Annotated in this window: 12 protein-coding genes; 7 read left to right on the top strand and 5 right to left on the bottom strand. The window is 62.3% G+C overall.

Features of this window, described 5'->3' with window-relative positions; genetic code table 11:
• Positions 1-2: 2 nt before the first annotated feature.
• From HRH33_RS24965 to HRH33_RS24955, 3 genes are all read right to left on the bottom strand, one after another.
• Entirely contained in the window at positions 3-968 is a 966-nt protein-coding gene (locus tag HRH33_RS24965; protein ID WP_034139621.1) for an L-carnitine dehydrogenase, read from the bottom strand.
• 157 nt (positions 969-1,125) lie between these two features.
• Positions 1,126-2,013, bottom strand: coding sequence for a 3-dehydrocarnitine:acetyl-CoA trimethylamine transferase CdhC (gene cdhC / locus HRH33_RS24960; RefSeq protein ID WP_034115323.1), 888 nt, complete (start codon positions 2,011-2,013; stop codon positions 1,126-1,128).
• A gap of 75 nt (positions 2,014-2,088) precedes the next feature.
• Positions 2,089-3,033 (bottom strand): choline ABC transporter substrate-binding protein, encoded by a 945-nt coding sequence (locus HRH33_RS24955; RefSeq protein WP_034101185.1) that lies wholly within the window; start codon positions 3,031-3,033, stop codon positions 2,089-2,091.
• A gap of 193 nt (positions 3,034-3,226) precedes the next feature.
• Between HRH33_RS24955 and HRH33_RS24950 the strand changes: the two genes are divergently transcribed.
• Both HRH33_RS24950 and HRH33_RS24945 read left to right on the top strand, forming a co-directional pair.
• Complete coding sequence (locus tag HRH33_RS24950; protein ID WP_167417810.1) at positions 3,227-4,171, top strand: GlxA family transcriptional regulator; 945 nt, start codon at positions 3,227-3,229, stop codon at positions 4,169-4,171.
• A gap of 67 nt (positions 4,172-4,238) precedes the next feature.
• Complete coding sequence (locus HRH33_RS24945; protein WP_034139619.1) at positions 4,239-5,417, top strand: AAA family ATPase; 1,179 nt, start codon at positions 4,239-4,241, stop codon at positions 5,415-5,417.
• A gap of 124 nt (positions 5,418-5,541) precedes the next feature.
• On the opposite strand, the gene HRH33_RS24940 is transcribed toward HRH33_RS24945, so the two are convergent.
• Positions 5,542-5,958, bottom strand: a complete 417-nt coding sequence (locus tag HRH33_RS24940; RefSeq protein ID WP_094064259.1) for a DUF3010 family protein — start codon at positions 5,956-5,958, stop codon at positions 5,542-5,544.
• A 41-nt stretch (positions 5,959-5,999) separates the two neighbouring features.
• On the bottom strand, positions 6,000-6,401 hold the full coding sequence (locus HRH33_RS24935; RefSeq protein WP_034101181.1) for a lysozyme inhibitor LprI family protein: 402 nt from the start codon (positions 6,399-6,401) through the stop codon (positions 6,000-6,002).
• A gap of 219 nt (positions 6,402-6,620) precedes the next feature.
• Between HRH33_RS24935 and HRH33_RS24930 the strand changes: the two genes are divergently transcribed.
• The 5 genes from HRH33_RS24930 to etfA all read left to right on the top strand — a co-directional run bounded on the left by HRH33_RS24930 (position 6,621) and on the right by etfA (position 13,604).
• Complete coding sequence (locus HRH33_RS24930; protein ID WP_015373138.1) at positions 6,621-7,598, top strand: dipeptidase; 978 nt, start codon at positions 6,621-6,623, stop codon at positions 7,596-7,598.
• 78 nt (positions 7,599-7,676) lie between these two features.
• Positions 7,677-8,207 carry a 4-vinyl reductase gene (locus HRH33_RS24925; RefSeq protein WP_034101179.1) on the top strand — a complete coding sequence of 177 codons (531 nt, stop codon included), beginning with the start codon at positions 7,677-7,679 and terminating at the stop codon, positions 8,205-8,207.
• 16 nt (positions 8,208-8,223) lie between these two features.
• Positions 8,224-10,284 (top strand): dimethylglycine demethylation protein DgcA, encoded by a 2,061-nt coding sequence (dgcA, locus tag HRH33_RS24920; RefSeq protein WP_167417809.1) that lies wholly within the window; start codon positions 8,224-8,226, stop codon positions 10,282-10,284.
• A 156-nt stretch (positions 10,285-10,440) separates the two neighbouring features.
• Entirely contained in the window at positions 10,441-12,384 is a 1,944-nt protein-coding gene (gene dgcB, locus HRH33_RS24915; protein WP_167417808.1) for a dimethylglycine demethylation protein DgcB, read from the top strand.
• Complete coding sequence (gene etfA / locus HRH33_RS24910) at positions 12,384-13,604, top strand: electron transfer flavoprotein subunit alpha (RefSeq protein ID WP_167417807.1); 1,221 nt, start codon at positions 12,384-12,386, stop codon at positions 13,602-13,604. The genes dgcB and etfA overlap by 1 nt, the downstream gene beginning before the upstream one ends.
• Positions 13,605-13,610 lie beyond the last annotated feature (6 nt).

Here is a 13,610-nt window from a genome sequence, read left to right as displayed (position 1 = left end):
CATTATTCGGCGAAGGTCATGCCGTGCTTGGCTTTGGTGGTTTTCACCGCTTCGAGTACCGCCAGCAGGCAATCATCACGATAGCGCTCCAGCGCCGAAATGCTGTGGGTGCCCAGTTGAGCGCTGGTGCCATCGACCACGTCGTCGATCAACTTGTCCGTCAGCTCCGGCGCCGGCAGGTAGGTCCACGGCAACTGCAACGCCGGGCCGAACTGGGCCATGAAGTGGCGCATGCCAGCATCGCCGCCGGCCAGGGTGTAGGTGAGGAAAGTGCCCATGAACGACCAGCGCAAGCCGGCGCCAAAACGGATTGCGTCGTCGATTTCGCCAGTGGTTGCCACGCCGTCGTTCACCAGGTGCAGCGCCTCGCGCCATAAGGCTTCCAGCAAGCGGTCGGCGATAAAACCGGGGACTTCCTTGCGCACATGCAAGGGGCGCATGCCGAGGGATTCATACACTGTGATCGCCGCCTGCACAGCCTCGGGCGCGGTGTGCTTGCCGCCGACCACTTCCACCAGCGGCAGCAGGTAGACCGGGTTGAAAGGGTGGCCGACCACGCAGCGTTCCGGGTGGGTCGAGCTCTCGTAGAACTCACTCGGCAACAGCCCTGAGGTGCTCGAGCCAATCAGCGCATCGGGCTTGGCCGCCGCACTGATCTGGCTGTGCAGTTGCAGTTTCAACTCCAGGCGTTCCGGGGCGCTTTCCTGGATAAAATCAGCGTCTTTTACGCAGTCTTCGATGGTGCTCACAAAGCGCAAGCGGTCCTGGGACGCGCCGGGCGCCAGGCCATTTTTTTCCAGGGCACCCCAAGCATTGGCCACGCGTTTGCGCAACGCGGCTTCGGCGCCGGGCGCTGGGTCCCAGGCCACCACATCCAGCCCATGGGCCAGGGCACGGGCCACCCAGCCGCTGCCGATAACGCCGCTGCCGAGGGCGGCGAAGGTTTTGATTTCAGTGATAAAGCGCATGGCGACGTCCTAAAGAGTTCAGTGATCCCTTGTGGAAGGGGCGGTGCGACGATTCGACTTGCCGCCGATGACGCTGAGTCAGCGATATCTTCGGTACTGATCCACCGCTATCGGTGGCAAGCCCCCTCCCACATATTTGATGAGGTTTTGGCGGGGGCTAGCCGCGCTTGGTGAGGCCCATCTTGATGCGACCCTCCGCCGGGGTCATGACCCGCGCGCCCAGGCGGCTGAGGATTTCGCCGGCGCGTTCGACCAGTTGGCCATTGGTGGCGAGCACGCCTTTGTCCAGCCACAGGTTGTCTTCCAAACCGACTCGCACGTTGCCGCCCAGCAACACCGCCTGTGCGGCCATCGGCATTTGCATGCGGCCGATGCCGAAGCCGGCCCACACTGCACCTGCCGGCAGGTTGTCGACCATGGCCTTCATGGTGGTGGTGTCGGCCGGGGCGCCCCAAGGGATGCCCAGGCACAGTTGAAACAGCGGATCGTCGAGCAGGCCTTCTTTGATCATCTGCTTGGCGAACCACAGGTGGCCGGTGTCGAAAATCTCCAGCTCGGCCTTTACGCCCAGTTCCTGGATACGTTTGGCGCCGGCACGCAGTTGTGCCGGGGTGGACACGTAAATGGTGTCGCCATCGCCGAAGTTGAGGGTGCCGCAGTCCAGGGTGCAGATTTCCGGCAATAACTCTTCGACATGGGCCAGGCGCGTCAGCGGCCCGACCAGGTCGGTATTGGGGCCGAATTCCATCGGGTTTTCGCCGCTGCCGATCTCCAGGTCTCCGCCCATGCCGGCGGTAAGGTTGACGATGATGTCGATGTCAGCCTCGCGGATGCGCTCCATCACTTCGCGGTACAGGGCCACATCGCGGCTGAATTTGCCGGTGTCGGGGTCGCGCACATGGCAGTGCACGACGGTAGCGCCGGCCTTGGCGGCTTCTACGGCGGCGGCCGCGATCTGTTTGGGGGTGACCGGCACGTGTGGGCTCTTGGCGGTCGTGTCGCCAGCACCGGTGAGTGCGCAGGTGATGATGACGTCGTGGTTCATGGGGCAGGTTCCTTACAGGCGTGGTGATGCCGTTCGCGGTCGGTAATGACCGCGAAACGGTGGTTCGGAAAAAGCTTATTTGCTGGTGAGTTGCAGGTTGGCCGCCGCCGGTTTGCCGTCGAAGGTGGTCACACCTTCCAGCCAGCGCGCCTGGTCCTGCGGGTGGTCCTTGAGCCACTGCCGGGCTGATTCCAGGGCGTCTTTGTGGTCAAGCAACGGCTGCATCATGCGGCTCTCATCGGCGGCGGTGAAGGTCAGGTTGGTCAGCAGTTTGTGCACGTTGGGGCACTGTTCGGCGTAGTTCGGCGACGTCACTGTCCATACCGTGGCCATGCCTTCGTTCGGGCCCAGGGCGTCGTCGCTGCCGGTGAGGTAGGTCATGGCAATGTTGACGTTCATCGGATGCGGCGCCCAGCCGAAGAACACCACGGCTTCCTTGCGGCGCACCGCGCGGTCGACGGCGGCGAGCATGCCGGCCTCGCTGGATTCCACCAACTGGAACTTGCCGAGGCCGAACTGGTTCTTGGCGATCATCGCCTTGATCTGGGTGTTGGCGCCGGAGCCGGGTTCGATGCCGTAGATCTTGCCGCCCAGCTCCTTCTCGAACTTGGCAATGTCGGCAAAGGTTTTCAGGCCTTTCTCGGCCAGGTAGCTCGGCACCGCGAGGGTGGCGCGGGCGTCTTCCAGGCTGGGCTTGTCGAGGACTTTGACCTGCTTGGCGTCAACGAACGGGGTGATGGTCTGGGTCATCAACGGGTTCCAGTAGCCGAGGAACAGGTCCAGGCGCTGGTCGCGGATGCCGGCGAAGATGATTTGCTGGGAAGCGCTGGTTTGCTTGGTGGTGTAGCCGAGGCCATCGAGCAGCACTTGGGTCATGGCGCTGGTGGCGATCACATCGGTCCAGTTCACCACGCCCATGCGCACGTTCTTGCAAGAGGCGGCATCGGCCGCGAGAACGCTGGTGCTCAAGATGGCGCTGGCGCTGAGTGCGAACACGCAGCGGCGGATCAGTCGGTTCATGGTGGAGCCCTCGGCAGGTTGTTGTTGTGGTTGCCGGTGTCTTTGTGCACCGTGACGCCACGTTACGCAGCTTGTAGGGCGACAAAACGCACGGCGGCGACCGACTCTTGCACTGCAGCGACCTGACCCCTTGAATCCACCTCTGAACGGGAGTATCACAGTGCCACGCTGGCCGTCCGATGAGAGCGCCACCATGTCCCAGGATGTCTACTTTTTGCTGATGCCGGGTTTCTCGGCGATGGGCTTTATCTCGGCCCTTGAGCCGCTGCGGGTGGCCAACCGTTTTCGCGGCGAGCTGTACCGCTGGCATGTACTGAGCGCCGACGGCGGTGCGGTACTGGCGAGCAACGGCATGTCAGTCAACGCCGACGCCGCGTTGGAACCGCTGAAAAAGGGCACCACCCTGCTGGTGGTCGCCGGTTTCGAGCCTCTGCAGTTCGCCACACCCGCACTGGAACAGTGGCTGCGCCGTCTCGATCACGATGGCGTGACGCTGGGCGGTATCGACACCGGCGCTTGTGTGTTGGCCCAAGCCGGTCTGCTCGACGGCCATCGCGTGACCCTGCACTGGGAAGCCATCGACGCCTTCAAAGAGTCCTATCCGCACCTGGCGGTAACCCAAGAGCTGTTCGAAATCGACCGCCGCCGCATCACCTGTGCCGGTGGCACCGCCTCCATCGACCTGATGCTCGACCTGATCGCCCAGGCCCACGGCGCCGACCTGGCCATTCAGGTGTCCGAACAGTTTGTGCTCGGCCGCATTCGCCCACGCAAAGACCACCAGCGCATGCAGATCGCCACGCGCTACGGCATCAACAATCAGAAACTGGTGCAAGTGATCGGCGAGATGGAACAGCACACCGAACCGCCCCTGAGCACCCTCGCCTTGGCTGAGGCGATCAAGGTCACCCGGCGCCAGTTGGAGCGCCTGTTCCGCCTGCATCTGAACGACACCCCGAGCAATTTCTACCTGGGCCTGCGCCTGGAAAAAGCCCGGCAACTCCTGCGCCAGAGCGGTTTGAGCGTGCTGGAAGTGAGCATTGCCTGCGGGTTTGAATCGCCGTCGTATTTCACGCGCAGTTACCGGGCGCGGTTTGCCAAATGCCCCAGGGAGGATCGGCGACGGGAGTCGGTTTGACGGGCAATTATAGTTGATTATACTCAAGGCTATAATTTATAGCCGTTTCAATAATTTGGTATAAGCCATGTCCAAGCTCAGCGGTTTTGTGTTCCGCCGTCCCGCGCTGGCCAGCAGCATTGCCGATGGCCTGGTGGGCGCCGGCCTTCAGGATTTCACCTCTGGCCTGTTCCTCGCCGCGCCACGTCGCACTGGTAAAAGTACGTTCTTGCGCGAAGACCTGATCCCGGAGTGCCAACTGCGCGGTTGGCTCACCGTGTATGTGGATCTGTGGGCCGACAAAGAAAAAGATCCCGCGGAGTTGATCGCCAGCGCCATTGCCGCCGCGCTTGCGCCCTACGAAAAGGGCATTCGCAAGCTGGCCAAGAACCTTGGCATCGAAAGGTTGAGTTTTCTGCGGACCCTGTCCTGGGACTTCAGCAAGCCGCAATTGCCGGTGGGCGCGACCCTGACCCAAGCGTTGGAGTTGCTCCACCACGCGGCGGAAAAACCCGTCGTGCTGGTGATCGATGAAGCCCAGCATGCCTTGACCAGCGATTCGGGGATCAACGCCATGTTCGCGCTCAAGGCCGCCCGGGATCAGCTCAACCAAGGGCGTGACGAGGAGGGCAGCGGCCTGCATTTAGTCTTTACCGGTTCCAATCGCGACAAGCTGGCCTATCTGGTATTGGGTAAAAGCCAGCCGTTTTTTGGCTCCAGCATCACGCCGTTTCCACTGCTGGGCAAAGCCTTCACCCAGGCCTACACCGCACACCTCAACGCGAACCTGGCCCCGACCAACCAATTCAACGCCGCCGATATCGATGAAGCCTTCGAGTTGGTCGGCCGCCGACCCGAGATGCTGCGTACGATCATCGGTGAAGTAGCGCTGGAGCTGGGCGAGGCCAGCAACTTGGGCCAGTTGCTGCACAGTCGCGCCGAACTGCTGCGCGCAGGTGTGTGGACCGAATTCGAAAGCGCCTGGAACGCCCTGACCATCCCGCAACGCGCCGTCTTGCAGGTGATGGTGGAACGCTCGCTGAACAACGAACCTTTCGCGCCGTTTACCGACAGCACCCTCACCGCGGTTAGCAAGGCGTTGGAGGACATGGGCAGCGACGTGGTGCCGGGCACCCAGACCATCCAGGCCTGCATCGATGCCCTGCGCGACAAGGAACTGGTGTGGAAATCGGGTCGGGGCGGGTATGCCCTGGAGGACAAGTCGTTCGGGGATTGGCTGCTGTACAAGCGCCATACCCCCCACTAAAAACAACACACATCCAATGTGGGAGAGGGCTTGCCCCCGATGACGGGCTGTCAGTGGATACTGATTTGGCTGACCCACCGCTATCGGGGGCAAGCCCCCTCCCACATTGGATTTTCGGCGGGGCTTATTTCTTCAGCAGTGCCGAGCACGCCGTCTTGAACGCCTCATGCTGATACTTGTTCAGCGTCGCGGGCAGTTCAAAGTTGTGTTTCTTGTTCTGCGCATTGATGGTCTGGGGCGACAGCAGCGTCACCTCCACACCGTCGAGCAACTGAAACACTCCCTCGATCTTGAACGTCGTCGGCCCACCGGCGAATTCACCTTTTTTGCTGCGTTTCTTGATGGCGATGCGGGTGATGGCATTGTCCTGCACAAACGCCTTCACCTGTGCGGCGAAGGCTTTGACATTCGCCGCCTCGTCGTCATCTTCCAGAGCGATTTTTTTGGTGGCCAGGGCGACATGGGTCAGCGCCTGGTTGTCGAGGGAGGCGACTGCGATGATGGCTTCGCTGCCTTTGATTTCGATGCCGCAGAGGGTCATGAATGGCCTTGGTCAGATTAAAAAGTGGCGGCGATTGTCGCTTATTCCTGCCCGATCGACTCCAAAAACTCCGACCGTTCATCACTCATCCGCGCCAGGCAGTCGTTCTGCGCAATCGCGTAGTCCTTGGTGCCGGGCTTGGCGGGGAAGGTGTCCACGGCGCAGTCGGCATCCCGCAGTTTTTCCCACTTCTGCTGGGCGTCCTTCAGACGAGCGGTAATGTCGGCCAGTTGGGTCTTGTTGCTGCCGTAGGTCGAACCCATGCGTTCGAGCAGGCTCTGGTAGTTGTCCTTGAGCAATTGCTCGGCGGTGGTCTTGTTATAGGTGGCGCATTCCAGGGTTTGTTTGTCGTTCTCGATGCCGTCGCAGGGCGTGCTGTCGGTGTCTTCGGCCGCGTGGACGCCGGTTGCGATGAGTGCCAAAGCCAGGAAAATCGATTTCATTGCGCCGTCTCATATCAGTGGATGGCCGAATTCTGGCTCAAGCGTAAGACAAAGAACAGTCACCCGTCTGACGCGTCTGCATAGCCTTTGTCGTGGATTGACGCTTTCGGCAATTCCCCTGTCGTTTTTGCACCGGGTCCGTTCAGTCCCTGGGCATATGCTGACCCCAAAGCGCCGGCATACGATTCGGCGCATGAATCGCCAATAAGGGGACGCCTGATGAGCCCAGCCGAATTGCACGCCGACAGCATCGTTATCGACGGGCTGATTATTGCCAAGTGGAACCGCGACCTGTTCGAGGACATGCGCAAAGGTGGCCTCACTGCCGCCAACTGCACCGTGTCGGTGTGGGAAGGCTTCCAGGCCACGATCAATAACATCGTGGCCAGCCAGACCCTGATCCGCGAGAACAGCGACCTGGTGATCCCGGTAAAAACCACCGCCGATATCCGCAAAGCTAAAGAACAAGGCAAGACCGGCATCATCTTTGGCTTTCAGAACGCCCATGCGTTCGAAGACCAGCTCGGCTACGTGGAGATCTTCAAGCAGCTCGGCGTGGGCGTGGTGCAGATGTGCTACAACACCCAGAACCTGGTGGGCACCGGGTGCTACGAGCGCGATGGCGGCCTGTCGGGCTTCGGCCGTGAGATCGTCGGCGAGATGAACCGCGTCGGCATCATGTGCGACCTGTCCCACGTCGGCTCCAAGACCAGCGAAGAAGTCATCCTCGAATCGAAAAAGCCGGTGTGCTACTCCCACTGCCTGCCGTCCGGCCTTAAAGAGCACCCGCGCAACAAGTCCGATGAAGAATTGAAGTTCATCGCCGACCATGGCGGTTTCGTCGGCGTGACCATGTTCGCGCCGTTCCTGGCCAAGGGCATCGACTCGACCATCGACGACTACGCCGAAGCCATCGAATACACCATGAATATCGTCGGCGAAGACGCCATCGGCATCGGCACCGACTTCACCCAGGGCCATGGCCAGGATTTCTTTGAAATGCTGACCCACGACAAAGGCTACGCCCGCCGCCTGACCAGCTTCGGCAAGATCATTAACCCGCTGGGCATCCGCACCGTGGGCGAGTTCCCCAACCTCACCGAGACCCTGCTCAAGCGCGGCCACAGCGAGCGCGTGGTGCGCAAGATCATGGGCGAAAACTGGGTCAACGTCCTTAAAGACGTGTGGGGCGAATAAGCCGCCGCTCTCCTCATCCTTAACCCGTCGCCCTCCGCGCGACGGGCATCAACACGAATTTTCTGGAGTTAAGTTTCCATGGCCAAGATCGCCCCGCAATTGCCTATCGAAGTCGACAGCGAAACCGGTGTCTGGACCTCCGACGCCTTGCCGATGCTGTATGTGCCGCGTCATTTCTTCGTCAACAACCACATGGGCATCGAAGAGGTGCTGGGCGCCGAAGCCTATGCCGAGATCCTCTACAAAGCCGGCTACAAATCCGCCTGGCATTGGTGCGAAAAAGAAGCCGAATGCCATGGCCTGGAAGGCGTCGCGGTGTTCGAGCACTACATGAAGCGCCTGTCGCAACGCGGCTGGGGCCTGTTCAAGATCCAAGACATCGACCTCGACAAGGGCACCGCCAGCGTCAAGCTGGAACACTCGGCGTTCGTCTACGTGTACGGCAAGGTCGGGCGCAAGGTCGATTACATGTTCACCGGCTGGTTCGCCGGGGCCATGGATCAGATTCTGCAAGCGCGCGGCAGCAGCCTGCGCACCGTCGCCGAGCAAGTCTACGGCGGCTCCGAAGAAGGCCACGACGACGGCCTGTTCATCGTCAAGCCGTTGTAAGTCGAGGAACCCTGCCATGGCTTTCGAAGCAATGTTCGCGCCGATCCAGATCGGCAAACTGACCATCCGCAACCGCGTGCTCAGCACCGCCCACGCCGAGGTGTACGCCACCGACGGCGGTATGACCACCGACCGCTATGTGAAGTACTACGAAGAGAAAGCCAAGGGCGGCATCGGCCTGGCGATCTGCGGCGGCTCCTCGGTGGTGGCCATCGATAGTCCCCAGGAATGGTGGAGTTCGGTGAACCTGTCCACCGACCGCATCATCCCGCACTTCCAGAACCTGGCCGACGCCATGCACAAGCATGGCGCCAAGATCATGATCCAGATTACCCACATGGGCCGTCGCTCGCGTTGGGACGGCTTCAACTGGCCGACCCTGATGTCGCCGTCCGGTGTGCGCGAGCCGGTGCACCGTGCGACGTGCAAGACCATCGAGCCGGAAGAAATCTGGCGCGTGATCGGCAACTACGCCCAGGCCGCGCGCCGCGCCAAGGCCGGTGGCCTGGACGGTGTGGAACTGTCCGCCGTGCACCAGCACATGATCGACCAGTTCTGGAGCCCACGGGTCAACAAACGTACCGACGAATGGGGCGGCAGCTTCGAAGGCCGCATGAAGTTCGGCCTGGAAGTGTTGAAAGCCGTGCGCGCCGAAGTGGGTGACGACTTCTGTGTGGGCATGCGCCTGTGTGGCGACGAGTTCCACCCGGACGGTTTGTCCCACGAAGATATGAAGCAGATCGCCAAGTACTACGACGACACTGGCATGCTGGATTTCATCGGCGTGGTGGGTTCGGGTTGCGACACCCACAACACCCTGGCCAACGTGATCCCCAACATGAGCTACCCGCCGGAGCCGTTTTTGCATTTGGCCGCCGGGATCAAGGAAGTGGTCAAGGTGCCGGTGCTGCACGCGCAGAACATCAAGGACCCCAACCAGGCCACGCGTATCCTCGAAGGCGGCTATGTGGACATGGTCGGCATGACCCGTGCGCACATCGCCGATCCGCACCTGATCGCCAAGATCAAAATGGGGCAGGTCGACCAGATCAAACAGTGCGTCGGCGCCAACTACTGCATCGACCGCCAGTACCAGGGCCTGGATGTGCTGTGCATCCAGAACGCCGCGACCTCCCGTGAATACATGGGCGTGCCGCACATCATCGAGAAATCCACCGGGCCGAAACGCAAGGTGGTGGTGGTCGGTGCCGGCCCGGCCGGGATGGAAGCGGCGCGCGTAGCCGCCGAACGTGGCCACGACGTAACCCTGTTGGAGAAAAAAGAGTTTATCGGCGGGCAGATCACCACGGCTTCCAAAGCCCCGCAGCGCGATCAGATCGCCGGTATCACCCGCTGGTACCAATTGGAGTTGGCGCGCCTGAAAGTCGACCTGCGCCTGGGCGTGGCCGCCGATGCGGACACCATCCTGGACCTGCGTCCAGACGTGGTAGTGCTGGCCGTCGGCGGTCATCCGTACATCGAGCAGAACGAACACTGGGGCGCCGCCGAAGGTTTGGTGGTCAGCAGTTGGGATGTGCTCGACGGCAAAGTCGCGCCGGGTAAGAACGTGCTGGTGTACGACACCATTTGCGAATTCACCGGTATGTCGGTGGCGGATTTCCTCGCGGACAAAGGCAGCCAGGTGGAGATCGTCACCGACGACATCAAGCCTGGCGTGGCCATCGGCGGTACGTCGTTCCCGACCTACTACCGCAGCATGTACCCCAAGGAAGTGATCATGACCGGCGACATGATGCTGGAAAAGGTCTACCGCGAGGGCGACAAGTTGGTGGCGGTGCTGGAAAACGAATACACCGGCGCCAAAGAGGAGCGGGTGGTCGATCAGGTGGTGGTCGAGAACGGCGTGCGTCCGGACGAAGCCATTTACTACGGGCTCAAGGAAGGTTCGCGCAACAAAGGCCAGATCGACGTGGAAGCCTTGTTCGCGATCAAACCGCAGCCGTGCCTGAGCGAGACGGGCGATGGGTACTTGCTGTTCCGCATCGGTGACTGTGTGGCGCAGCGTAATACCCACGCTGCGATCTACGACGCCCTGCGCCTGTGCAAAGACTTTTGATGAGGTGAACGCGGTCAAATGTGGGAGGGGGCTTGCCCCCGATAGCGGTGGTTCAGCGACAACTGTACCAACTGACAGTCCGCCATCGGGAGCAAGCCCCCTCCCACATTCGGGCCAGTTTCACAGTAGACCTGTGCGGTCTGTGGGAGCTTCACCATGTTGAACACCTTGCTGCCTATTCTCTTGTTTGCCGCCCTCGGCCTCGCCGTCCTCGGCGCCCTGCGCCGGGTAAACATGTGGCGCCGTGGCCGCGCGTCCAAGGTCGACCTGCTGGGCGGCCTGCTGGCCATGCCCAAGCGCTACATGGTCGACCTGCACCATGTGGTCGCCCGCGACAAATACATCGCCAACACCCACGTCGCCACGGCGCTGGGCTTTGTGCTGTCGGCGCTGCTGGCGATCCTGGTGCACGGCTTCGGCCTGCAGAACCGGATCCTCGGCTACGCCTTGCTGCTGGCGTCGGTGCTGATGTTTGTCGGCGCCACCTTCGTGTACCTGCGTCGGCGCAACCCGCCGTCGCGCCTGTCCAAAGGCCCGTGGATGCGCTTGCCGAAAAGCCTGATGGCGTTCTCGGTGAGTTTCTTCCTGGTGACCCTGCCGGTGGCGGGCATCCTGCCCGCGGACTTTGGCGGTTGGCTGCTGGCTGCGCTGCTCAGCGTGGGCGTGCTGTGGGGCGTGAGCGAGATGTTCTTCGGCATGACCTGGGGCGGCCCGATGAAACACGCCTTCGCCGGTGCCCTGCACCTGGCCTGGCACCGCCGCGCCGAGCGCTTCGGCGGCGGCCGTTCCACCGGGTTGAAACCGTTGGACCTGAGCGACAAAGCCGCGCCCCTGGGCGTGGAAAAGCCCAAGGACTTCACCTGGAACCAACTGCTCGGTTTCGACGCCTGCGTGCAGTGCGGCAAGTGTGAGGCCGCGTGCCCGGCGTTCGCCGCCGGCCAGCCGCTGAACCCGAAAAAGCTGATCCAGGACATGGTGGTCGGCCTGGCGGGCGGCACCGATGCCAAGTTCGCCGGCAGCCCGTATCCGGGCAAAGCCATAGGCGAGCACGGCGGCAATCCGCATCAGCCGATCGTCAACGGCCTGGTGGACGCCGAGACCCTATGGTCCTGCACCACCTGCCGCGCCTGCGTGGAAGAGTGCCCGATGATGATCGAGCATGTGGACGCCATCGTCGACATGCGCCGCCACCTCACCCTGGAAAAAGGCGCGACGCCGAACAAAGGCGCCGAAGTCCTGGAAAATTTGATCGCCACCGACAACCCCGGCGGCTTCGCTCCGGGCGGTCGCCTGAACTGGGCGGCGGACCTGAACCTGCCATTGCTCAGCGAAAAAGGCAGCACCGACGTGCTGTTCTGGGTCGGCGACGGCGCTTTCGACATGCGCAACCAACGTACGCTGCGTGCGTTCGTCAAAGTGCTGAAAGCGGCCAAGGTCGACTTCGCCGTGCTGGGCCTCGAAGAACGCGACAGCGGCGACGTGGCGCGGCGCCTGGGCGATGAAGCGACCTTCCAACTGCTGGCCTCGCGCAATATCCAGACCCTGGCCAAGTACAGTTTCAAACGCATCGTCACCTGTGACCCCCACAGCTTCCATGTGCTGAAGAACGAGTACGGCGCCTTCAACGGCAACTACCTTGTGCAACACCACAGCACCTTTATGGCCGAGCTGATCGGCGAAGGCGCGCTGAACCTGGGCCAGCACAAAGGCGACAGCGTGACCTACCACGACCCGTGCTACCTGGGCCGTTACAACGGTGAGTACGAAGCGCCGCGCCAAGTGCTGCGGGCATTGGGTATCGAGGTCAAGGAGATGCAGCGCTCCGGTTTCCGCTCACGGTGCTGCGGTGGCGGTGGCGGCGCGCCGATCACTGACATTCCCGGCAAGCAACGGATCCCCGATATGCGCATGGAAGACATCCGCGAAACCGGCGCCGAGCTGGTGGCCGTTGGCTGCCCGCAATGCACCGCGATGCTCGAAGGGGTGGTCGAACCGCGCCCATTGATCAAGGACATCGCCGAACTGGTGGCCGACGCCTTGCTTGAGGAGGCTCAACCGGCCAAATCACCGACCAAGCGTGAACCTGCGGAGGTGCACTGATGAGCGACATAATCCGCCGCGACCCACGGGCCGAATGGATCGCCCGTAACCGCCTGCACCCGCTGCATGCGGCGATGCAGCCGGTGCAGCACAGCTGGATGGGGCCCAATGGCGTCATCCGCAAGAACGTGCATGGCATCGGTTTTATCGGCCCCAACGGCATCAAACGCATCGACCGCAGCGGCGCCCAGCAAGGTGGCGCCAGTAAACGTACCGCAGCCGCCGAAGTGCAATTGCCGCTGCATCAAGTCGCTGCGCCGGTGTTCTATATCAACGTGGTGCCGGACATGGTCGGTGGCCGCCTGAGTAGCCATGACCGCGACCTGCTTGGCCTGGCTCGGCAGCTGGCCGGCGACGACGGCGCGGTGTTGGCGGTGGTGTTTGGTGAACACAAGGAAAGTGCGTTTGCCACGGCCGGCGTTGATCGCCTGCTGGTGCTCGACGGCGCCGAATTCGACGGTTATTCGCCGGAACAACGGGTGCAAGGTCTGCGGGCTGTGGATAACCAATTCAATCCACGCCACTGGCTGCTGCCTGACAGTCGCAGCGGTGGCGGCGAGCTGGGCCGGCGTTTTGCCGCCAGCCTCAAGGAGCGCCCGGCCACGCGGGTGTGGCAGATCAAAGACAACACCTGCACCGGCCGCGCCGGCGCGGGCCAGGAGGATTTGGCGCGGCCGCTGCCACGCCTGATTCTGGCCGCCGCCGAATGTGCCGACCCGGTCAGCGAAACCCGCCACGAAGTGTTGCCCGTGGAGTTATCCACAACCCTGGCGCGCAGCTTGCCGCGTATCGAGGATCTCGGCGCGGTGGCGGTGGACCCGGCGGCCATTCCCATGGCCGAAGCGGAATTTATTTTCTCCGGCGGCAACGGCGTCAAGGACTGGGCCCTGTTCCACCAGACTGCCGCCGCACTGGGCGCCACCGAAGGCGCCTCGCGGGTGGCGGTGGACGATGGCTTTATGGCGCGTGATCGCCAGGTCGGCGCCAGCGGCACCTGGGTCACCGCGCGGGTGTATGTGGCCGTGGGGATTTCCGGGGCGATCCAACACCTGCAAGGCATCGGTGCCTGCGACAAGGTGGTGGCGATCAACCTCGACCCGGGTTGCGACATGATCAAGCGGGCCGACCTGTCGGTGATCGGCGAAAGCGCCGCGATACTGCACGCCTTGATCGATGCGGTCGAGGCCTACCGCAACGGCGCCAAGCGCGACGCGGCTTGAGGATAT

The organism is Pseudomonas rhodesiae (assembly GCF_013285305.1).
Lineage (GTDB): Bacteria > Pseudomonadota > Gammaproteobacteria > Pseudomonadales > Pseudomonadaceae > Aquipseudomonas > Aquipseudomonas rhodesiae.
Note: the sequence above shows the minus strand (reverse complement) of the source record. Positions and strands in the feature narration are given on the sequence as shown.